The organism is Nonomuraea sp. KM90, from assembly GCF_052246675.1.
GTDB lineage: Bacteria > Actinomycetota > Actinomycetes > Streptosporangiales > Streptosporangiaceae > Nonomuraea.
Genome location: NZ_JBQQCB010000041.1, coordinates 21,828 through 41,792, shown reverse-complemented (window position 1 = coordinate 41,792; position 19,965 = coordinate 21,828). Strand labels below are relative to the sequence as shown.

The window sequence follows — 19,965 nt, the reverse complement described above, 5'->3', positions numbered from 1 at the left end:
AATAACGACATGACGGGGTTTGTGCATTTGTGAACGTTTGGCAATCGCCAATTAACGTACGGGATCTTCCAGCGAAATGTCGAGTCACCTTTCTCGCAGAACTGGTCGGCAGGAAGGAACGGCTGTGCGCATCTCCAGCCCGATTGTCTCCGCGCTCCTCGTCTTAGCCCTCGCGGCCTGCGGATCCGGCGCCGAACCCGCCGCCGAGTCCAACGAGATCAAGGTCGGCCTCCTGCACTCCCTCAGCGGCACGATGGCCATCAGCGAGGTCACCGTGCGCGACGCCGAGCTGCTCGCGATCGACGAGATCAACAAGGCCGGCGGCGTGCTCGGCAAGAAGCTCGTCCCCGTCGTGGAGGACGGCGCGTCCGACTGGCCCACGTTCGCGGAGAAGGCCACCAAGCTCATCCGGCAGGACAAGGTCGCCACCGTCTTCGGCGGGTGGACCTCGGCCAGCAGGAAGGCGATGCTGCCGGTCTTCGAACGGTACAAGGCGCTGCTGTGGTATCCGGTGCAGTACGAGGGGCTGGAGAGCTCGCCGTACATCTTCTACACCGGCGCCACCACCAACCAGCAGATCATCCCCGGCCTGGACTACCTGAAGGAGCAGGGCAAGAAGAAGGTGTTCCTGGTCGGCAGCGACTACGTCTTCCCGCGGACCGCGAACAAGATCATCAAGGCGTACGCGGCGGCGAACGGGATGGAGATCCTCGGCGAGGAGTACACGCCACTGGGCCACACCGAATACTCCACGCTGGTCAACAAGGTCGTCCAGGCCAAACCGGACGCCGTCTTCAACACCCTGAACGGCGACAGCAACGTCGCCTTCTTCAAGCAGCTCAAGAGCGCGGGAGCCACGGCCGAGAGCATGCCCGTCCTGTCGGTGAGCATCGCCGAGGAGGAGGTCACCGGCATTGGCGTGGACAACATCGTCGGCCACCCCGTCGCCTGGAACTACTACCAGACCACCGAGACGCCGGCCAACGAGGCCTTCGTCAAGGCGTACAAGGCCAAGTACGGGCAGAACAAGGTCACCAGCGACCCCATGGAGGCCGGCTACAACGCCGTCTACCTGTGGGCCGAGGCGGTCAAGAAGGCGGGCACGACCGAGGTCGAGGCGGTCAAGAAGGCCGCGCCGGGCATCGCGCTCGAACGCCCCGAGGGCCTGGTCACCATCGACGGTGAGAACCAGCACATGTACAAGACCGCCCGCATCGGCATCATCCAGCCGGACGGCCTGATCAAGCAGGTCTGGGACTCCGGCAAACCGATCAAGCCGGACCCGTACCTCAAGGGCTACCCCTGGGCGAGCAGTCTGTCCGCGGGGCAGTGATGTCGGCCTTCGTCAACCAGCTCCCCATCGGGCTGTCGATCGGGGCGGTGCTGCTGCTCATCGCGCTCGGCCTGACGTTCACGTTCGGGCAGATGGGCGTGATCAACATGGCGCACGGCGAGTTCATCATGGCGGGGGCCTACACCGCGTTCCTGGTGCGGGACCTGGTGCTGGCGCTGCCTGTGGCGTTCCTGGTCGCCGGGGTCATGGGACTCGTCCTGGAGCGCGCCGCGATCAGGCACTTCTACGGCCGGCCGCTCGACACGCTGCTGCTCACCTGGGGCGTCAGCCTGGTGCTGCAGCAGCTCGCCCGCGACCTGTTCGGCGCCCCGAACGTGCAGGTGACCGCCCCCTCCTGGCTGTCGGGAGGGGTGGGCATCCTGCCCTACAACCGGATGTTCATCATGGGGCTCGCGGTGGCCGGCGTGGTGGCGGTCTGGGTCTACCTCACGCGTACCGGGCTCGGCCGCCGGACCCAGGCCGTGGTGCAGAACCGGCAGCTCGCCGCCACCAGCGGGATCGACACCGGCCGGGTGGACATGCTGACGTTCTTCATCGGGTCGGGGCTGGCGGGCGTGGCCGGGGTGGCGCTGACGCTCATCGGGCCCGTCGGGCCCGCGCTCGGGACGTACTACATCGTGGACGCGTTCCTGGTCGTCGTGGCCGGCGGGCTCGGGCAGCTGCGCGGGGCGGTGCTCGCGGCCATCGGCCTCGGCCTGCTGAACTCCTACGCCGAGTTCTGGTCGGACGCGTCGCTGGCCAAGGTGATCGTGTTCGCTGTGATCATCGCCTTCCTGCAGATACGGCCGCAGGGCATGTTCGTGCTGAGGTCGAGGGTGCTCACATGATCAAGCGACATCTGCCCTTCGCGACCATCGCCGTGATCGCGCTGGTGGCCGCGCCGCTGCTGCTGGAGCCGTTCCGGCTGGGGCTGCTGGCCAAGTATCTGTGCTACGCGATCGTCGCGCTCGGGATCGGGCTGGCCTGGGGGCAGGGCGGCATGCTCGCGCTCGGCCAGGGCGTGTTCTTCGGGCTCGGCGGCTACGCCATGGCCATGTACCTCAAGCTCACCGAGGCCGGATACGCCGACGGGGGCGGGCTGCCCGACTTCATGGTGTGGAGCGGGGTGGAGGAACTGCCCGCCCTGTGGGTGCCGTTCGCGAACCCGGTCTTCGCGCTCGGCATGGCGGTGCTCGGGCCCGTGGCGCTCGCGCTGATCCTGGGCACGCTGGTGTTCCGGCAGCGGGTGCGGGGGGCGTACTTCGCGATCCTCACCCAGGCGCTGGCCGCCGCCATGGTCATCCTGCTCGTCGGCCAGCAGGGGCTGACCGGCGGCACCAACGGCATGACCAACTTCTTCGAGCTGTTCGGGCAGGACCTCGCCGAGGACTCCACGCAGCGCGGGCTCTACGTGGTGGTGGCGAGCGTGCTCGGGGTGCTGTACCTGGCCACCCGGCAGCTCGTGAACAGCCGGTACGGCCGCCTGCTCGTCGCCGTGCGCGACGGGGAGGACCGGGTGCGCTTCCTCGGCTACGACCCGGCCCTGGTCAAGACCGTCACCTTCGCCGCCTCGGCGGGCATGGCCGGGCTGGCCGGAGCCCTGTTCGTGCCGGTCGTCGGCATCATCTCGCCCGCGCTGCTCGGCGTCGTGCCCTCGCTGGAGCTCGTCGTCGCGGTGGCCGTAGGCGGGCGGCACGTGCTGGCCGGGGCCGTGCTGGGGGCCGTGGCCATGGGGTACGCCAAGACGGCGTTCAGCGAGCAGTTCGCCGACGGCTGGCTCTACCTGCAGGGGGCCCTGTTCATCCTGGTCATGACGCTGGCCCCGAAGGGGATCGCCGGCATCCTGGGGAGGTTGCGGCGTGCTCGAACTACGTGACGTACAAGTGGTGTTCGACGGCTTCCGCGCGCTCGACGGCGTGGACCTGACCGTGCCCGAGGGCGAGCTGCGCTTCCTCATCGGGCCCAACGGCGCCGGCAAGACCACGCTCATCGACGTCATCACCGGCCTGACCAGGCCGGCCGCGGGCAGCGTGCGGTTCGGCGAGCACTCCTTGGTCGGCCGGAAGGAGCACCAGATCGTCCGGCTCGGCATCGGGCGCACCTTCCAGACGTCGGTGGTGTTCGAGGCGCTCACCGTGCTCGAGAACCTGGACCTGGCCGCCAGCTTCCGCAAGCCGCTGTGGTCGCTGGCCAGGCGGCGCAGGGGCGTCTCGGAGGCCGTCGAGGAGGCCCTGGCCAGGACCGGGCTCGAAGAGCTCGCCGAGCGTTCAGCGGGTGTTCTCTCGCACGGCCAGCGCCAGTGGCTGGAGATCGGGATGCTGCTGGCGCAGCGGCCCAGACTGCTGCTCCTGGACGAGCCGGTGGCCGGCATGTCCAAGGACGAACGCGAGCGCACGGGCGAGCTGCTCACCCAGATCGCCGACGACCACACGGTGATCGTGGTGGAGCACGACATGGAGTTCCTGCGGCGGCACGCCTCGAAGGTGACCGTGCTGCACGAGGGCAAGGTGCTCGTCGAGGGGTCGGTGGACCAGGTCAGCGCCGACCCGCGCGTGCAGGAGGTCTATCTGGGGAGGAGGGCCAGCGATGCTGTCGGTAACCGGCCTTGAGTCGGGGTACGGGAGGGCCCGCGTGCTGTTCGGGGTCTCGCTCGAGGTCGAGCCCGGGCAACTCGCATGCGTCATGGGGCGCAACGGGGTCGGCAAGACCACGCTGCTCAACACGATCATGGGGGTGCTGCCCCCCACGGCGGGCACGGTGACGTTCGACGGCCGCGACGTCACCAGGCTCAAGCCGCACGAGCGGGTGCGCCTCGGCATGGGGTACGTCCCCCAGGGCCACCAGTGCTTCCCCCAGCTCTCCGTCATGGGCAACCTGCTGGTGACCGTGGAGGCCGCCAAGCAGCCCAGGTCGGCCATCGACGAGGCCCTGGACGTCTTCCCCGCGCTCAGGCCGCTGCTCAAGCGGAGCGCCGGGCACCTGTCGGGCGGCCAGCAGCAGCAGCTCGCCATGGCCCGCGCGCTGGTGACCAGACCGAGGATGCTCATCCTCGACGAGCCGACCGAGGGCATCCAGCCGTCGATCATCCTGGAGATCGAGGCGGCCATCGAGCGGCTGCACGCCTCCGGGCTGGCCGTGCTGCTGGTGGAGCAGTATCTGGACATCGCGCTGCGGCTGGCGGACACCTTCGTCATCCTCGACGGCGGGCACGTCGTACGCACGGGGACGGCCGAGGAACTGCACCGCGAGGACGTCCGCCGCCTGCTGGCCGTCTAGGCGGTCGTCCAGGCGCGGGCCGTCCGGACGATCTCCTCCAGGTGGTCGCTGTGCGCGCCGTGCCAGTAGACCTGGCCGCAGGTCGCGCAGCGGCCGTAGGCGTCGTAGTGGCGCCGGGTGCCGGCCTCCAGCAGGGGCTCGACCTCGTCCTTCGGTACGGGCGCCAGCTCGCCGTTGCAGGCCGTGCAGCGCGTCCACGGGCGCAGCGGCGGGGCGAAGCGTTCGAGCAGGTCGCGGAGCTGGTCGGCGGGGGCGGAGCCGCGGACGTACGCGCCCAGCCACAGCGCTCGGCGGCGCAGCAGGCCGCGGTCCTGGGTGAGCAGCACCCGCCGCTCCTCGTTGGCCTGCACCACCAGCGCCGGGTCGTCCATGTCGTTGTGGTAGGCCGCGTCGATGCCCAGCAGGCGCAGCCGCCGCGCCAGCGTGCCCAGGTGCACGTCGAGCAGGAAACGCGGCTCCTCCGGCAGCTGCTGGGGCCGGGGGACCGGGTGCACCTCGACCACGTCGCCGGGCACGAGCTGGTACGCCGGGGCCACGCCCCGCCCGTTCACCACCATGGGGCCGACCTCCGTCAGCGGGACGCCGATCGACTCGACGTGGTGGCCGAGCGTGGAGGTGCCGTCCGGGGTCACCTCCTGCCACTCCTGGCGGCGGCTCACGGGCAGGAACATCCTCAGCTCTGGGGAGATGCGCAGGCGTGCGGTCGTCACGCTGTCCATTCTGTGCCACCGGATAGCGTTAATTCATGTCCATATCGCGCCGCTCCTTCCTCGGGCTCGCCGTGCTGGCGGGCGGGTGCTCGGCGGGCGACGGCGGGCTGCCGGAGCTGCGGCTGGCGACGGGGCTGGCGGGCGGGCCGTACGGGCAGTTCGGGGACCGGCTGGCGGAGGAGTTGCGGCGTGGCGGGCTGAGGGTGCGGGTGCTGCGGACCGCGGCCAGCGTGCAGAACCTCACGATGATGGCCGACGGGCGCGCGGACGCGGGGTTCGCGCTGGCCGACAGCGCCGACGACGCGATACGCGTACGCCACCAGCCCGTCTCCGCCCTGGCCCGGATGTACATGAACTACGTGCACCTGGTCGTCGCCGCCGGCTCCGAGATCGCCACCGTGCGACAGCTGGCCGGGCGGGCCGTGTCCATCGGCGTGGAGGGGTCGGGCACGGCGGTGACCGCCACCCGCGTGCTGGCCGCGGCCGGGCTGGAGCGGCCGCCCGAGATCGCCCGGCTGGAGCTGGACGCCTCCGTCGCGGCGCTGCGGAGCGGCCGGATCGAGGCGTTCTTCTGGTCGGGCGGCGTGCCCACGCCCGCGCTGGCCGAGGCCGGCGGCATCCGTCTCGTGCCGCTGGAGCCGCTGGTGCCGGTGCTGCGGCGGGTGTTCGGCCCCTTGTACGAGGACGCGTCCGTGCCCACCGGCACCTACGGGGGCACCAGGCCCGTGCCGACCATCGGCACCCCCAGCTACCTGATGTGCCGGACCTCGCTCCCGGCCGACCTGGCGTACACGATCACCGAGACGCTCTTCCGCGCCCGTGACCGCCTCCAGGCCCCGTCGGCCCCCGGCGGGCGGCTGGACGAGCGTTACGCCATCGGCACCGGTGTCGTGCCGCTGCACGCGGGCGCGGCCCGCTACTACCGCACCGCCTACGGCTGAGGCAGCCGGAGCTCCACCACGAGCCCGTGCGGTTCGGCGGGGAGCAGGCGCAGCGTGGCGCCGCATGATCTGGCCAGTTCGGCGGCGATGGCCAGGCCCAGGCCGCTGCCCGGGACGTTCGCGTGGGCGCCGGATCGCCAGAAGCGGCCCAGTGCCTCCGCGCGCTCCTCCTCGTTCAGCCCCGGCCCGTCGTCGGCCACCCGCAGCACCCGGTCGGCCAGCGTGACGGTCACCGTGCCGCCCGGGGGCACGAATTTCTGGGCGTTGTCGAGGGCTATGTCGGCGATCCTGGCCGCTACCTCGGGAACGACCGACATTTCGGATATGTCGGTCACCAGTCGCACCCCCTTCGCCCCGTACACCTCCCGCCACGCCGCCAGCCGCGGCCCCAGCTCGATCTCCTTGCCCTCGACCCCCGCGCCCGCCTCCACCCTGGCGAGCGCCAGCAGGTCCTCCACCAGCAGCGCCAGCCGGTCCAGCTCCGCCATCGCCTCCTCGTACTCGGCCGTGCCCTCGACGCGCAGGTGCGGCTCCAGGTTCTCCATCCGCAGCCCGAGCACCGTGAGCGGGGTGCGCAGCTCGTGGGAGGCGTCGGCCACGAACGCCCGCTGCCGCTCCATCGCGCCCGCGACCGCGTCCGCCATCGCGTTGAAGCGCACCTCCAGCCGCCGCAGCTCCGAGGGGCCCACGCCGGGATGCGCCCGCGCGTCCATCCGGCCCTGCGCGATGGCCTGCGTGGTGCGGTCGAGCTCGGTGACCGGCCGCAGGATCCAGCGGGCCAGCCGCCTGGCCACCAGCACCGCGTAGGCCAGCGTGACCAGCGCGCCCAGCGCCAGCCCCGCCCACACCAGCGTCACGTCCACCCGGGCGCGGTCCGCCGGGGCCTGGAGCAGCACCACGCCGGACAGCTGCGCGTCCCGGCCGGCCGGCTCGGCGAGCAGCACCGTGGCCGGTCCGAACGGGCTGATCGTGGGCAGGTCCTCCGTCGTGCGGCCGGACAGCGCCAGGCGCAGCGCGTCGCGGTCGTCGGCCTCGAAGCGGCCGGCGGTGAGGAGGAGGGAGCCGTCGCGGTCGCGCACGCGTACGGCGGCGCCGTACAGGTCGGCGTAGCGCGTGATCTCCGTCAGCAGCCCGGACCGGTCCCCCTCCCGCGCGGCATGGTCGGCCAGCTCCGCGAAGCGGGTGGCGTCGGCGCGGCGGTCGAGGAGCAGCCGGTTCGTACGGTGGGAGGCGTAGGCCAGGCCCAGCGGCACCGCCAGCGCCGCGACCAGGAACACGATCAGCGTCGTGAACGTGACCACCAGCCGGGAGTTCACGCCGTCGAGCCCAGCCGGTAGCCGGTCCCGCGCAGCGTCTCCACCAGGCCGGGACGGCCGGTCTTCGAGCGCAGGTTGGCCACGTGCACGTCCAGCGACCGGGACGCCGACAGCAGCGGGTCGCCCCAGACCTCGTCGAGGATCTCCTCCCTGCCGCGCACCACGCCCGGCTCGCGCGCCAGCAGCGCCAGCAGGTCGAACTCCCGCCGCGTCAGCGTCACCGCCTCCCCGGCCACCGTGACCTGCCTGGACTCCAGGTCGATGCGCACGTCGCCGACGCTCACCACGTCGTCGCGCGGCGGGCGCGGCCGGGTGCCGCGCCGCACCACCGCCTCCATGCGGGCCATCAGCTCGACCGTGCGGAACGGCTTGACCAGGTAGTCGTCGGCCCCCGACCGCAGGCCGCGGAGCACCTCGCGCTCCTCGGTACGGGCGGTGACCACGATCAGCGGCACCGCCGACACCCGGCGCAGGCGGCGCAGCACGTCGAGCCCGTCCATGTCGGGCAGGCCCAGGTCCAGCAGGACGAAGTCGACGCCCCCCGCCAGCCGGAGGGCGTCGACGGCCAGCCCCGCCCGGGTGACCTGGTGGCCGTGCCGGGCGAGGGCCGTGGTGAGCGCTGAGGCGAGCCGATCGTCGTCCTCGACCAGGAGAACCCGCATGTCGCCAGGTTAGACGCGGGCGGGCACCGATTCCGCCGTGGCCCGCTCGGCCCGCGAGAGCGCGGCGTCCCTGGTCTCGCGCATGGTGAGGTAGACGACGAGGGACACCGCGGCGCAGCCGGAGACGTACCAGAAGAAGCCGGATTCGATACCGCTGTCCTTGAACCACAGCGCCACATACTCGGCGGTGCCGCCGAACAGGGCGTTCGCGATCGCGTAGGGGAGCGCCACGCCGAGGGCGCGCACGTTCGTGGGGAAGAGCTCGGCCTTCACCACGGCGTTGATCGAGGTGTAGCCGGTGATGATGAGCAACCCGGCGAGCGAGAGCACCAGCCCGCCGCCGAACCCGCTGACGCCGCCGAGCGCGGTCATGAGCGGCACCGTCCCGATCATCGACCCGATCCCGAACGTGATCAGCAACGGCCGCCGCCCGATCCGGTCCGACAGCGCCCCCGCCAGCGGCTGCAGGCACATGAAGATGAACAGCGCGCAGAAGCTCACCAGCGTGGCCGTCTCCTTGGCCAGGCCGGCGGTGTTCGACAGGTATTTGGTGAGGTAGGTGGTGTAGGTGTAGTACGCGACCGTGCCGCCCATCGTCAGCGCGATGACCAGCAGCGCCTCCCTCTTGTGGGTGAGCAGCTGCGCGATCGTGCCGCGGCCGGCGCTCGTGTCCTCGCGCTCCTCCTCGTCGTACGCCTCCGTCTCCAGCAGGCTGCGGCGCAGGTAGAACACGACGGCCGCGGCCGCCGCGCCGACCACGAACGGGATGCGCCAGCCGTAGGAGTTCAGGGCCTCCGTGGACATCGTGTTCTGCAGGATGATCTGCAGGCCGAGGCCGACGAGCTGGCCGGCGGTCATGGAGACGTACTGGAAGCTGGAGGCGAAGCCGCGGCGGCCGCGCGGGGTGGCCTCGGTGAGGTAGGTGGCGCTGGCCGCGTACTCGCCGCCGACCGACAGGCCCTGCAGCAGTCGCGCCACGACCAGCACCAGGGCGCCGAAGTAGCCGACCGCCTCGTACGTGGGCGCGATCGCGATCAGCAGGGCGCTGGCCGACATCAGCGTGACGGTGAGCGTGAGCGCCGCCTTGCGGCCCTTCCTGTCGGCGTAGCGGCCGAGCAGCCAGCCGCCGAGCGGGCGCATGAAGAAGCCGACGGCGAAGATGGCGGCGGTGTTGAGCAGCTTCGCCGTGTCATTGCCCTCGGGGAAGAAGGCGGCGGCGAAATAGACGGCGAAACTGCTGTAGACAAACCAGTCGTACCACTCGACCAGGTTGCCGACGGAACCGCCGATCACGGCCTTCCATGGCACGCGTGCCTTGCTCACGAAGCACCTCCGGGGGCTCTTGGGGGGAGTAGTGGCTGGTCAGAGCCTTACGCCAGAAGGATGTTCGGACAAGGGAGCAGGGGTCAGATCTAACGTCCGCTTAACATGAGGTTCTTACGCGTGCTTAACCTCGACGCAACGGCGGCTTGGCATTCTGCACGCATTCGAGCGCCGACCCCCATGCCGCCCTCGCCCGGCCTTTCGAGCAGGGTGTACGGGCCGAGGTCATGGCCTGGGGCGACTACACCTCCAGCCGCAACTCGCTCCACTCGTCGAAGAGCTCGAAGCCCATGGCCTCGTTGATGGCGAGCATGTGGGCGTTGGACGTGGCGTTCCAGGTGATGATCCGGTCGAGGTGGGGCTCCCGCTCCCGCAGCCAGAGCAGGTTGTCGACCTTGAGGAGCAGCCCCAGGCGGTGACCCCGGTGCTCGCGCAGCACGGTCGTGTCCGCCTGGTGGCCCCAGCCGTCGGAGCGCTCCGCGTCGAGCAGGATGCGCGTGTAGCCGGCGGGGGCGCCGTCGGACGTGCGCCGGGCGATCACCGTGTAGCAGGTGCGGCCGGTGACCGGGATGGACTCCTCGCGGATGCGCAGGCGGTCGACGGAGAAGTTCATGTCCTCGACGTCCGCGTCGCGCGGGGCGTCGTTCATGCCGCCCATCAGCGTGGACAGGTCGGGCAGCAGCTCGGGGCCCGCCGGGCCGACCCAGCGCTCCAGGTGGTAGCCGGCCACCTCCGGCCGCATCCGCTCCAGCGCCGCCCAGTCCGCCGTACGCAGGTCGAGCGTGCGGCGGGCCTCCTTGAGCGCGACCGACATCCCGCGCGCGGTGGCGAAGCGGATGCCCACGCCGGCGGCGGGCGTCTCGGTCAGGAGCAGCGTCCGGCCATGGGCGCGCATCCGGTCGAGGGCGTGCGCGAACAGCGCCGAGCCCAGGCCCCCGCCGCCCCGCTCGGGCCGCACCACGAGGGGGAACAGCCAGCCCATGTGCGTGTTGTCGTGCTGGGGCAGGGTCAGCGCGTAGCCGCCGGCCACCTTCCCGCCCTCCGTCGTCACCCACGCCTCGGACCGCTCGCCCGGACCGCCCGTCCTGACCAGGTAGGAGAACCAGGGGAGGGAGAGCATGGGCCCCGGGTCGTCGGCGCTCCCGGTCACGAACGCGTCGTACAGGCCCTCGATGAGGTCGCCCGGGTGATCGAGATCGATCGGCTGGATGCGCATACGCCCCAGCAAAACGTACGCGGGCCGGCGCCTGCCAGCGAATTTACGGCACGCTCACTGGCGGTAGTTCTCCACCTCGCCGACGGGGCGGGCGGCGGCGCCGTCGGGGTCAGCGCCCGCGCTGCGCCTGGCGCGGCGCTGCCTGAGCAGATCCCAGCACTGGTCGAGGGCCGTCTCCAGCTCCTTGATGCGCTCGTGCTCCTGGTCGGAGGTGACCTGGCCGGCGGAGAGCCTGTCGCGCAGCTCGTGCTCCTCGGTGACCAGGGCACTGATCCTGGTGAGAATCTCGTCGTCCCGCATGCCCAAGACTCTAATGCTTGCGTGATAGAACACGCCCTATGTCTGGTATCGCGCTGGTAAGGAAGCCCGGCCCGCGGCTCGCCGAGGGCATCGTCACCCACATCGAGCGGGAGCCGGTGGACTGCGAACGGGCCGCCGCACAGCACGACGCCTACGTGCGGGCGCTGGCCGGCGCCGGGTGGCGGCCCGTGTACGTGCCGCCCGCCGACGACCTGCCCGACGGGCCGTTCGTCGAGGACACGGTGGTGGTGTCGAGGCGGCTGGCGGTGCTGACCAGGCCGGGCGCGCCGGAGCGGCGGCCCGAGGTGGAGTCGGTGGCGGAGGTCGTACGCGAGCTGGGCATGAGGTCGGTCAGGATCGCGCCGCCCGGCACGCTGGACGGCGGCGACGTGCTGCAGACCGGCCCCACCGTGTACGTGGGCAGGTCCGCCCGTACCAGCGCCGAGGGCATCACGCAGCTGACCGCCCTGCTCCCCGAGCGCCGGGTCGTGCCCGTGGTCATGAGCGGGGTGCTGCACCTGAAGTCGGCGGTGACGGCGCTGCCCGACGGGACGCTCATCGGGGACCCGCGCCGCGTGGACCTGCCCGGCCTGCTGGTGCCGGAGGAGGAGTCGGGGGCGCACGTGGTGCCGCTGGGCGGCGACCGCGTCCTGCTGGCCGCGTCGGCGCCGCAGACCGCCGCCATGCTCGAAAAGCGCGGATTTATCGTGACAAAGGTTGATATTTCCGAGTACGAGCGGATCGAGGGTTGCGTGACCTGTCTCAGCGTCCTGATCGCGGACTGATGTTTCTCAGGATCTGAGATCCGGGGCGGTGCATCCCGAGGTGTCTGGTAGCGTTCATGGCATGCTGCGCGGGCTCCTTCTTAGCTGCCGCGGCGGGGGCCTCTAAGGCCGGCTCCCTCGCCGCGGAGCGAGCCATGCGCGTCGGCCGCTTTCTTCCGCAGACCGACGAGGAGCATCAGCCATGACCGCCCAGCAGCCCAGCCGCATGCCGATCCACCGTTACCAGCCGTTCGAACCCATCCGGCTGACCGACCGCACCTGGCCCGATCAGGTCATCACCAAGGCGCCCCGCTGGTGCGCGGTGGACCTGCGCGACGGCAACCAGGCCCTGATCGACCCGATGGACTCCCACCGCAAGCTCCAGATGTTCGAGCTGCTGGTACGCATGGGCTACAAGGAGATCGAGGTGGGCTTCCCGGCCGCCTCGCAGACCGACTTCGACTTCATCCGGCAGATCATCGAAGAGGGCCGCATCCCCGACGACGTGGCCATCCAGGTGCTGACGCAGGCCAGGCCGGAGCTGATCGAGCGCACCTTCGAGTCGATCGAGGGCGCCAAGCAGGCCATCGTGCACCTGTACAACTCGACCTCCACCCTCCAGCGCCGCGTCGTGTTCGGCCAGGAGAAAGAGGGCATCACCGCCATCGCGGTCGAGGGCGCCAAGCTGGTCAAGAAGCTCGCCGACGCCACCGACGTGGACGTCTACTTCCAGTATTCGCCGGAGTCGTTCACCGGCACCGAGCTGGAATACGCGGTCGAGGTGTGCGACGCGGTCAACGAGGTGTGGCAGCCCACCCCCGACCGCAAGGTCATCATCAACCTGCCGGCCACGGTCGAGATGGCCACCCCCAACATCTACGCCGACCAGATCGAGTGGATGCACCGCAACCTCAAGCACCGCGACTCGATCGTCCTGTCGCTGCACCCGCACAACGACCGCGGCAGCGCCGTGGCCGCCGCCGAGCTGGGCTACATGGCCGGCGCCGACCGCATCGAGGGCTGCCTGTTCGGCAACGGCGAGCGCACCGGCAACGTCTGCCTGGTCACGCTGGGGATGAACCTGTTCTCCCAGGGCGTCGACCCCGAGATCGACTTCAGTGACATCGACGAGATCCGCCGCGTCACCGAATACTGCAACCAGCTGCCCGTGCACCCGCGCCACCCGTGGGGCGGCGAGCTGGTCTACACCGCCTTCTCCGGCTCCCACCAGGACGCCATCAAGAAGGGCTTCGAGCACCTCGAGCGCGACGCGGCCACCGCCGGCGTGCCGGTCGACGAGTTCACCTGGGCCGTCCCCTACCTGCCCATCGACCCGAAGGACATCGGCCGCACCTACGAGGCCGTCATCCGGGTCAACAGCCAGTCGGGCAAGGGCGGGGTCTCCTACATCATGAAGGCCGACCACCAGCTCGACCTGCCGCGCCGGCTGCAGATCGAGTTCTCCAAGGTCGTCCAGGCCCGCACCGACGAGCAGGGCGGCGAGATCAGCCCGGCCGCCATGTTCGAGATCTTCCGCGACGAATACCTGCCCAACCCGGCCAACCGCTGGGGCCGCCTGAGCCTCATGGCCCACCGCCACGAGTCCACGGTGGACGACAAGGACCGCATCAGCGCCGACGTACGCGTCGACGGTGAGATCCGCGAGATCGCGGGCACCGGGAACGGCCCCATCTCGGCGTTCATCGACGCCATCGCGGGGGTCGGCATCCAGGCGCGGGTCCTCGACTACGTGGAGCACGCGATGAGCGCCGGCAGCGACGCCAAGGCCGCCTCCTACCTGGAGTGCGAGATCGGCGGGAAGGTGCTGTGGGGCGTTGGCGTCGACGCCAACACCACGACGGCCTCCCTGAAGGCCATCATCTCCGCGGTCAACCGCGCTTCCCGCTGATGGTGTGAGCGGTCCCCGCTCCTCCACCCGCACTGTCTGACCACGGGCCTCCCGCTCCCCTTCCAAGGACCTTCGCCGAGGGCGTGGGGAGCGGGGTCCCCGCTGTTCGCACACGCCGCCCGCCCGCGACTCCCGCGGCGGGCATCGCGCTCCTCGCGCCCTCTCACGCTTCCCGGCCCTTGCAGCGCCTTGCCCTTCCGCCTCGCTCCCTCGCAGGTCCTGGCCGCTCGTGCGCCTTGTGCCCTCCCTGCCTCCCACCCGCCTCCCCTGAGGGGCCGTGTCAGGGCGGGGCGGGTGTGGTGGCGGTTCTCCTGGGCGGGCGTACGGGAGGTTGCGCCCTTCCGTTGCCTCCGGTCTCGCGCACCACACCCGTGCGGGCGCAGCGCGGGCCGGTGTGCCGCCTGAGCGGGGGATCCCGCCAAGCAGTCGCCTCTCGCGCCCCTCCTCCGCAAGGCCGTGCCCGGGTGCGGCGAGGGTCGTCGTACCTCTTCTTCGTGTTAGTGAACGTTGCGTTTCTATGGAATGAATCCTATGCTCCTTAGAGAACGGTTCGTTCTCTAAGGAGCGGTGCCATGGGCTTCGTGCTGTCGGGTCTGATACTGGCGATGTTGCTGGGCGCGCTCGACCAGACGATCATGGCCCCCGCGCTCCCCGCCGTCGCCGGTGGGCTCGGTGGGCTGGAGCAGATGCCCGCCGTCGTCACCGCCTACTTCGTCGCCGCCACCGTCGTCATGCCCGTCTACGGCAAGCTCGGCGACCGGTACGGACGCAAGCCCACCATGCAGGTCGCCATCGTCGTCTTCGTGACCGGCGCCGTGCTGTGCGCGCTGGCCACGTCGATGCCGCAGTTCATCGCCTTCCGCGCGATCCAGGGGCTGGGCGGTGGCGGGCTGATGATCGGGGCACAGGCGATCATCGGGGAGATCGTGAGTCCCCGGGACCGGGGGCGCTACCTCGGGTTCATCGGGGCGGCGTATGTCGTGGCCGCCGTGGGCGGGCCGCTGGTCGGCGGGTTCTTCATCGACCGGCTGAGCTGGCGGTGGATCTTCGCCATCTACCCGCCGCTCGGACTGCTGGCGCTGGTCGTGCTGAGTCTCACGCTCAAGCTGCCGCGGCCACAGTCGCGGGCGCCGCTCGACGTCGCGGGGGCCGTCACGCTGGCCGTCGCCGTGGTGGGCGTGGTCATGGTGGGGCAGACCAGGAATCCCGCCTACCTGGCGCTGGCGGCGGCAGGGGTGGCGGCGTGGCTGGTCAGCGCGCGGTACGCCAAGGACCCGATCCTGCCGTTGCGGCTGTTCAGGGACCGGGCGTTCGCGGTCCCCGTGCTGATCAGCCTGGTCATCGGCTTCGCGCTGTTCGGGACGGTCACGTACATGCCGGCGTACGTGCAGATCGCCCACGGCACCAGCGCCACGCAGGCCGGGCTGCTGGTGACCGCGCTGATGGGCGGGGTGCTGCTGACCACCGTCGTGTCGGGGCGGCTCATCACCCGGACCGGCACGTACAAGCCCTACCCCGTCGCGGGCACGGCCCTGGCGGCGGTGGGGCTCGGGCTGATCGGGCTGACCGCGGGCTCGACGGCCGGGCTCGTTCTCGCCATGTCGCTGACCGGGCTGGGGGTCGGGCTCGTCATGCAGGTGATGGTGCTGGCCGCCCAGAACGCCGTGGAGTACGCCGACCTGGGCACCGCCACCTCGTCGGTGACGTTCCTGCGCCAGATCGGGGCCTCGGCCGGGGTCGCGCTCGTGGGCGCCCTGATCACGCTGCGGTCGGGCATCTCCAGCACCTCGCCGTCGAACCTGCCGCCAGGCGTCCGCCAGGCGTTCGCCGAGGCCGTGCCGCCCGTGTTCGCCGCCATGGCGCCGCTGCTCGCCGTGGCGTTCGTCCTCGCGCTGGCGCTGCCCGCGCGGCCACTCCGTACCACCTCATACGTCGAGGAGAGACAGTGAAACTCGTCGCACCCCTGAACGCCTTCGGCCGGGGTGACCTGGCCATGGCCGGCGGAAAGGGCGCCAACCTGGGCGAGCTCGTCAGGAACTCCTTCCCGGTCCCCGGTGGGTTCGTCGTCACCACGCACGCGTACGAGCTGGTCGCCCAGGGCCGCAACACCCGGGCCGCCTTCGAGCGGGTCGAGCTGCCCGACGACCTGCGGCAGGCGATCGTCGACGCCTACGCCGCGCTCGGCGGCGGCCCCGTGGCCGTACGGTCGAGCGCCACCGCCGAGGACCTGCCCGGCGCCGCGTTCGCCGGGCAGCAGGACACCTACCTCAACGTCGTCGGCGAGGCGGCGCTGCTCGACGCCGTACGCCGCTGCTGGGCCTCGCTCTTCACCGACCGCGCCGTCGCCTACCGCGCCAAGCTGGGCATCGACGACTCCGAGGTACGGATCGCGGTGGTCGTGCAGAGCATGGTCGAGGCGGACGTGGCGGGCGTCATGTTCACCGCGAACCCGGTCAGCGGCGACCGGACCCGGATCGTGATCGACGCCAGCAGCGGCCTGGGCGAGGCCGTCGTGTCCGGCCTGGTCACGCCGGACCACTACGTGCTGCACCCGTCGGGGAAGGCCGACTTCACGCCCGGCCGCCGCGAGGTGGTCATTCGCGGCACGGCGGGCGGCGGCGTCACCCGCGAGAGCGGCACGGACGAGGGCGCCGAGCGGCTGCCCGACGCGGTCCTGGCCGAGCTGGGCCGGCTGGGCCGCGAGGTGGCCGCGCACTTCGGCCGCCCGCAGGACATCGAGTGGGCGTACGCGGGCGGCCGCGTCCACCTGCTGCAGGCCCGCCCGATGACCGCGCTGCCGCCGCCCCCGGTGGGCAGGCTCAACCCGGTGCAGCGCCGCCTGGCCACGGTCCTGCTGGAATACCTGCCCGAGCGGCCGTATCCGATCGACATGTCCACGTGGGTCCCGTACGGCCCGGCCGGGCTGATGGGCAAGGTCCTGGGCACCTTCGGCGTGCGGCGCGCGTTCGAGGATTTCCTGCGCGAGGAGGACGGCGTCGTCTACCAGCTCCTGCCGCCCGCCCCGCACCCCACGGTGAAGGTGCTCGCGACGCCGTTCCGGCTGCTGGCCAAGGCCAGACGGTACGACCCCGCCCGGTGGACGCGAGACCCGCGTTTCCGCGACTACCTGGCGGCGATCGAGGAGCTGGGCGCCCGCGACCTGGGCGCGATGTCGTGGGCCGAGCTGCGGCGCGTGCCCAGGCAGGCGCTCGCCCTGGTGACGCCCGTGGCCGACCTGCGGGTGGACTACCTGCCGGGCTTCGGGCTGGCGATGCTGCGGCTGCTGGTGACGACCAGGCTGCTCGGGCGGCGGGCGCTGTTCGGCGACCTGCTGCACGGGGCGCGTACCCGTACCACGGACACCAACCGGGCGCTGGAACACCTGGCCGAGGTGGCCAGGCGCACGGGAGCCCTGGACACCGACCCGCCGCCCGCCGAGTTCGCGGACGCGCTGGCGGCGTTCCTGGCGGAGTACGGCCACCGCGAGACCGCGAGCCCTCTCCTCGTCACCGTGCCCACCTGGGGCGACGCCCCCGAGGTCGTCCTCGACCTGGTCAGGGTGCTGGCCGCCGGGCCGCCCCCGCAGAAGGAGCCCGACGACGCGCTCGAACGCCTGCTCGCCCACCCCCTCCTGCGCTCGAAGCGCCGCCGAGCCAGGGTCGCGCGCTGGGTGGCGGCGGCCCGCGCGGGCGTCGCCTTCCGCGAGGACAGCCACTTCTACTTCATGATGCCGCAGCCCGTCCTGCGTAGGTCGCTGCTGGAGATGGGCCGCCGGCTGCGCGCGGCGGGCGTGCTCGGTCAGCCGGAGGACGTCTTCCACCTGCGGCTGGAGGAGCTGGAGGCGATCGCGGACGTGGCCGCCCTGCGAGGGGAGGCGGCCGAGCGGCTGCGCGAGACCGTCAGGGCACGGGCGGCCAAGCGGGAGGAGCTGGCCGGGGTGCGGCTGCTCGACCCCGCCGCGGTCTTCCCGGCCTCCGATCCGGGGGACGCGCTGGTCACGGGGGCGCCGGCCGGCGGGGGCAGCGCGACGGGGCCGGTGAAGGTGATCAGGACCCCCGCCGAGTTCGGCCGGCTCGCCGCCGGCGACGTGCTCGTCTGCCCGTACACGAACCCGTCGTGGACGCCGCTGTTCCAGCAGGCGGCGGCCGTGGTCGTGGACACCGGGGGCACGGCCTCGCACGCGGCGATCGTGGCCAGGGAGTACGGCATCCCGGCCGTCATGGGCACCGGCACGGCGACGTCGGTGCTGGCGGACGGGCAGGTGGTCACCGTCAACGGCGACACCGGCAGGGTGACCGGGCAGGCGGTCACCGCCCACGACGGCGCGGTCACCGGCGCTCCCTAAAATTGCCACCATGGTCACCGACCACCGCAAGCAGCCACGGCGCCGGGGCGAGGCGCTCAGCGCCGCCATCTACCAGGCCACGCTCGACGAGCTGGCCGAGGTCGGCTATGCCGGGCTGACCATGGAGCGCGTCGCCGAGCGGGCCAAGGCCAGCAAGGCCTCGCTCTACCGGCGCTGGCCCACCCGCATCGAGCTGGTGATGCAGGCGGTCTACCAGTCGCTGCCCACGCCGGAGAGCTCGCCCGACATGGGCAACCTCCGCGACGACCTGGTGGCGATGCTCACCCGCACGGCGCAGGCGCTGTCCGGCCCGGCCGGAGAGGCGATGCGCGGGCTGCTCGGGGAGGCGCTCAGGGGCGAGTCGCCGCTCGGTAGCATGCGGCGGAACTCGCAGGGTGTCAGCAGGAAGCTGATGGAGGAGGTCGTCCGCCGGGCCGTCGAGCGCGGGGAGGTGGATCCGGCGGATGTCACCCCCCGCCGGCTCGACGCCGGGCACGCCCTGCTGCGCCACCACTTCCTCTTCGAGGGGCCGCCCATCCCCGACCGGCTCGTGGTCGAGATCGTGGACGAGGTGCTCGTGCCCCTGCTCAAACCGGCCCGAAGCTGACCGCCCCCTGCCCCACCGCGGGCCGGACAAGCCTGGTCGGCGGGGTGGTCAGGCGAGGCTGAGCTCGCCCACGGTGGCGCGGCCCTGCCGGAGCGCGCTTCTCGCGACCAGCGCGGTCATCCCGATGCTGACCAGCACGCTGGCCGCCATGGCGATCAGGAACCGCGGCGACGCCTGGGTCAGGCCCATGGCCAGCAGGACCGCGATGGCCAGCCAGCCGATCGCGTTCAGGATGGCCGCCACCGCGAGCGTGTTGCCGCTCGCCCGCACGTCGGGCACGAGGGCGGGCGCCTTGGCCGCGATCGAGGGCAGCGGCAGCACCAGCGCCAGCACGATCGGCCCCATGAAGCCGCCGAGCATCGCGTGACCCAGCGGCCCGACGGGGAACCCGCCGCCGTCGAAGGCCATGCTGTAGTACATGGAGCAGAACCCCCAGATCGGGAGCGCGAGGAGCGGAGCGGTCGCGACCACCCCACGCGCCCTGCCCCGGGTGACGGCACCGGCCGACGGCCGCCACGAGGCGGCCAACGAGGTGAGCAGCAGCGGCATCACCGAGAGCGCGCCCATCGCGGCCGCCGCGATGAACAGTGACGTCGCCGCGTTGGCCAGCTGCTCGGCGATCGGCCCCAGGCTCGCCGCCTGGGCCCAGACGCCGTTGATGCTGGTCATGTCGCGCACGCCGGGATTCCACAGATTGAGCAGCCCGTAGCCGGCGACGGGCAGCAGCAGCGGGAGCGGGATCCTGATGGGCTTGCCCCCGGGGATGTGCCGCCGGTGCAGCCACGCGTCGGCGGCGCCGCCGGCCAGGTCGAGCACCGTGCGCGCGCGTACCGGCCGCGCGGCGACCAGGTCGGCGACCTCCTCGCCGTAGCGCTGCCGCCACACCTTCGGGTAGCAGCCCAGCACGACCTTCGCCAGCGTCCTCATCATGCCTGCCCCCAAGACACGCGTGTGATCCCCGCCTGCTCGACGCGGCGGAGCGTGGCGAGCTGCTCGCGCAGCGCCTCCCGCCCGCCCTCGGTGATCCGGTACGGCTTGCGCCGCTCCGCGGACCCCACCGGCTCGATCCAGCCGCGCTCCTCCAGCCGCATCAGCGCCCCGTAGAGCGTGCCCGGCTCCAGCGACGTCCCCGAGAACTCCTCGATGTCGCCGATCATCCGGTAGCCGTGCTTCTGCCCTTCCGCGAGGCTGATGAGCACCAGCAGCGCCACGTCCGTGAAGCGGCCGAGCTCCTGTGTCCTGCGTGCCATGTATTCAGTAAAA

General features: G+C 71.6%; 19 protein-coding genes. 11 read left to right on the top strand and 8 right to left on the bottom strand.

What is annotated here, in order from left to right; genetic code table 11:
• The first annotated feature begins 124 nt into the window (after window positions 1-124).
• From urtA to urtE, 5 genes are read left to right on the top strand one after another with little or no spacing between them, the layout of a single operon-like run.
• Window positions 125-1,333 carry an urea ABC transporter substrate-binding protein gene (gene urtA / locus ACTWPW_RS32235; protein ID WP_375111932.1) on the top strand — a complete coding sequence of 403 codons (1,209 nt, stop codon included), beginning with the start codon at window positions 125-127 and terminating at the stop codon, window positions 1,331-1,333.
• The gene (gene urtB / locus ACTWPW_RS32230; protein WP_375111931.1) at window positions 1,333-2,181 is read left to right on the top strand and encodes an urea ABC transporter permease subunit UrtB; all 849 of its coding nucleotides are present in this window, start codon (window positions 1,333-1,335) and stop codon (window positions 2,179-2,181) included. Before urtA ends, urtB begins: the two co-directional genes overlap by 1 nt.
• Complete coding sequence (urtC, locus tag ACTWPW_RS32225; protein WP_443170820.1) at window positions 2,178-3,209, top strand: urea ABC transporter permease subunit UrtC; 1,032 nt, start codon at window positions 2,178-2,180, stop codon at window positions 3,207-3,209. The genes urtB and urtC overlap by 4 nt, the downstream gene beginning before the upstream one ends.
• The gene (gene urtD / locus ACTWPW_RS32220) at window positions 3,193-3,942 is read left to right on the top strand and encodes an urea ABC transporter ATP-binding protein UrtD (RefSeq protein WP_375111929.1); all 750 of its coding nucleotides are present in this window, start codon (window positions 3,193-3,195) and stop codon (window positions 3,940-3,942) included. The genes urtC and urtD overlap by 17 nt, the downstream gene beginning before the upstream one ends.
• Window positions 3,920-4,609 (top strand): urea ABC transporter ATP-binding subunit UrtE, encoded by a 690-nt coding sequence (gene urtE, locus ACTWPW_RS32215; protein ID WP_375111928.1) that lies wholly within the window; start codon window positions 3,920-3,922, stop codon window positions 4,607-4,609. The genes urtD and urtE overlap by 23 nt, the downstream gene beginning before the upstream one ends.
• Here urtE and ACTWPW_RS32210 read toward each other — a convergent pair.
• Window positions 4,606-5,328 (bottom strand): Mut7-C RNAse domain-containing protein, encoded by a 723-nt coding sequence (locus ACTWPW_RS32210; protein WP_375111927.1) that lies wholly within the window; start codon window positions 5,326-5,328, stop codon window positions 4,606-4,608. The genes urtE and ACTWPW_RS32210 overlap by 4 nt on opposite strands.
• Window positions 5,329-5,354: 26 nt before the next feature.
• Between ACTWPW_RS32210 and ACTWPW_RS32205 the strand changes: the two genes are divergently transcribed.
• Window positions 5,355-6,260, top strand: a complete 906-nt coding sequence (locus ACTWPW_RS32205; RefSeq protein WP_375111926.1) for a TAXI family TRAP transporter solute-binding subunit — start codon at window positions 5,355-5,357, stop codon at window positions 6,258-6,260.
• On the opposite strand, the gene ACTWPW_RS32200 is transcribed toward ACTWPW_RS32205, so the two are convergent.
• From ACTWPW_RS32200 to ACTWPW_RS32180, 5 genes are all read right to left on the bottom strand, one after another.
• Complete coding sequence (locus tag ACTWPW_RS32200; protein WP_443170819.1) at window positions 6,251-7,576, bottom strand: ATP-binding protein; 1,326 nt, start codon at window positions 7,574-7,576, stop codon at window positions 6,251-6,253. The genes ACTWPW_RS32205 and ACTWPW_RS32200 overlap by 10 nt on opposite strands.
• Window positions 7,573-8,238: a response regulator transcription factor gene (locus tag ACTWPW_RS32195; protein WP_375111924.1), complete on the bottom strand. Its 666-nt coding sequence runs from the start codon at window positions 8,236-8,238 to the stop codon at window positions 7,573-7,575. Before ACTWPW_RS32195 ends, ACTWPW_RS32200 begins: the two co-directional genes overlap by 4 nt.
• 9 nt (window positions 8,239-8,247) lie before the next feature.
• Window positions 8,248-9,561 (bottom strand): MFS transporter, encoded by a 1,314-nt coding sequence (locus ACTWPW_RS32190; RefSeq protein ID WP_443170818.1) that lies wholly within the window; start codon window positions 9,559-9,561, stop codon window positions 8,248-8,250.
• Between the two features lie 241 nt (window positions 9,562-9,802).
• Window positions 9,803-10,777 carry a GNAT family N-acetyltransferase gene (locus ACTWPW_RS32185; RefSeq protein WP_443170817.1) on the bottom strand — a complete coding sequence of 325 codons (975 nt, stop codon included), beginning with the start codon at window positions 10,775-10,777 and terminating at the stop codon, window positions 9,803-9,805.
• Between the two features lie 54 nt (window positions 10,778-10,831).
• Window positions 10,832-11,077: a DUF2630 family protein gene (locus ACTWPW_RS32180; RefSeq protein ID WP_375111921.1), complete on the bottom strand. Its 246-nt coding sequence runs from the start codon at window positions 11,075-11,077 to the stop codon at window positions 10,832-10,834.
• 38 nt (window positions 11,078-11,115) lie between these two features.
• Here ACTWPW_RS32180 and ddaH point away from each other — a divergent pair, with 38 nt between their 5' ends.
• The 5 genes from ddaH (at window position 11,116) to ACTWPW_RS32155 (ending at window position 18,702) form a co-directional block, all read left to right on the top strand.
• A complete protein-coding gene (ddaH, locus tag ACTWPW_RS32175) occupies window positions 11,116-11,862 on the top strand; it encodes a dimethylargininase (protein ID WP_443170816.1) in 747 nt (248 codons plus the stop codon).
• A 181-nt stretch (window positions 11,863-12,043) separates the two neighbouring features.
• On the top strand, window positions 12,044-13,750 hold the full coding sequence (gene leuA, locus ACTWPW_RS32170; RefSeq protein WP_375111919.1) for a 2-isopropylmalate synthase: 1,707 nt from the start codon (window positions 12,044-12,046) through the stop codon (window positions 13,748-13,750).
• 572 nt (window positions 13,751-14,322) lie between these two features.
• A complete protein-coding gene (locus tag ACTWPW_RS32165) occupies window positions 14,323-15,699 on the top strand; it encodes an MDR family MFS transporter (protein WP_443170815.1) in 1,377 nt (458 codons plus the stop codon).
• A complete protein-coding gene (locus tag ACTWPW_RS32160; RefSeq protein WP_375111917.1) occupies window positions 15,696-18,095 on the top strand; it encodes a PEP/pyruvate-binding domain-containing protein in 2,400 nt (799 codons plus the stop codon). Before ACTWPW_RS32165 ends, ACTWPW_RS32160 begins: the two co-directional genes overlap by 4 nt.
• A gap of 10 nt (window positions 18,096-18,105) precedes the next feature.
• Window positions 18,106-18,702, top strand: coding sequence for a TetR/AcrR family transcriptional regulator (locus ACTWPW_RS32155; protein WP_375111916.1), 597 nt, complete (start codon window positions 18,106-18,108; stop codon window positions 18,700-18,702).
• A 48-nt stretch (window positions 18,703-18,750) separates the two neighbouring features.
• Here the strand turns inward: ACTWPW_RS32155 and ACTWPW_RS32150 are convergent, their stop codons facing one another.
• Both ACTWPW_RS32150 and ACTWPW_RS32145 read right to left on the bottom strand, forming a co-directional pair.
• Window positions 18,751-19,632: a hypothetical protein gene (locus tag ACTWPW_RS32150; RefSeq protein ID WP_375111915.1), complete on the bottom strand. Its 882-nt coding sequence runs from the start codon at window positions 19,630-19,632 to the stop codon at window positions 18,751-18,753.
• Window positions 19,629-19,952: a PadR family transcriptional regulator gene (locus ACTWPW_RS32145; protein WP_375111914.1), complete on the bottom strand. Its 324-nt coding sequence runs from the start codon at window positions 19,950-19,952 to the stop codon at window positions 19,629-19,631. The genes ACTWPW_RS32150 and ACTWPW_RS32145 overlap by 4 nt, the downstream gene beginning before the upstream one ends.
• Between the last annotated feature and the right edge of the window lie 13 nt (window positions 19,953-19,965).

Excerpts from the sequence above, each read along its gene's own strand:
- urtB (WP_375111931.1), top strand. The coding sequence starts at position 1,333 with ATGTCGGCCTTCGTCAACCAGCTCCCCATCGGGCTGTCGATCGGGGCG.
- urtC (WP_443170820.1), top strand. The coding sequence starts at position 2,178 with ATGATCAAGCGACATCTGCCCTTCGCGACCATCGCCGTGATCGCGCTG.
- urtE (WP_375111928.1), top strand. The coding sequence starts at position 3,920 with ATGCTGTCGGTAACCGGCCTTGAGTCGGGGTACGGGAGGGCCCGCGTG.
- ACTWPW_RS32210 (WP_375111927.1), bottom strand. The coding sequence starts at position 5,328 with ATGGACAGCGTGACGACCGCACGCCTGCGCATCTCCCCAGAGCTGAGG.
- ACTWPW_RS32205 (WP_375111926.1), top strand. The coding sequence starts at position 5,355 with ATGTCCATATCGCGCCGCTCCTTCCTCGGGCTCGCCGTGCTGGCGGGC.
- ACTWPW_RS32195 (WP_375111924.1), bottom strand. The coding sequence starts at position 8,238 with ATGCGGGTTCTCCTGGTCGAGGACGACGATCGGCTCGCCTCAGCGCTC.
- ACTWPW_RS32185 (WP_443170817.1), bottom strand. The coding sequence starts at position 10,777 with ATGCGCATCCAGCCGATCGATCTCGATCACCCGGGCGACCTCATCGAG.
- ACTWPW_RS32180 (WP_375111921.1), bottom strand. The coding sequence starts at position 11,077 with ATGCGGGACGACGAGATTCTCACCAGGATCAGTGCCCTGGTCACCGAG.
- ddaH (WP_443170816.1), top strand. The coding sequence starts at position 11,116 with ATGTCTGGTATCGCGCTGGTAAGGAAGCCCGGCCCGCGGCTCGCCGAG.
- leuA (WP_375111919.1), top strand. The coding sequence starts at position 12,044 with ATGACCGCCCAGCAGCCCAGCCGCATGCCGATCCACCGTTACCAGCCG.
- ACTWPW_RS32165 (WP_443170815.1), top strand. The coding sequence starts at position 14,323 with ATGGGCTTCGTGCTGTCGGGTCTGATACTGGCGATGTTGCTGGGCGCG.
- ACTWPW_RS32155 (WP_375111916.1), top strand. The coding sequence starts at position 18,106 with ATGGTCACCGACCACCGCAAGCAGCCACGGCGCCGGGGCGAGGCGCTC.
- ACTWPW_RS32150 (WP_375111915.1), bottom strand. The coding sequence starts at position 19,632 with ATGATGAGGACGCTGGCGAAGGTCGTGCTGGGCTGCTACCCGAAGGTG.
- ACTWPW_RS32145 (WP_375111914.1), bottom strand. The coding sequence starts at position 19,952 with ATGGCACGCAGGACACAGGAGCTCGGCCGCTTCACGGACGTGGCGCTG.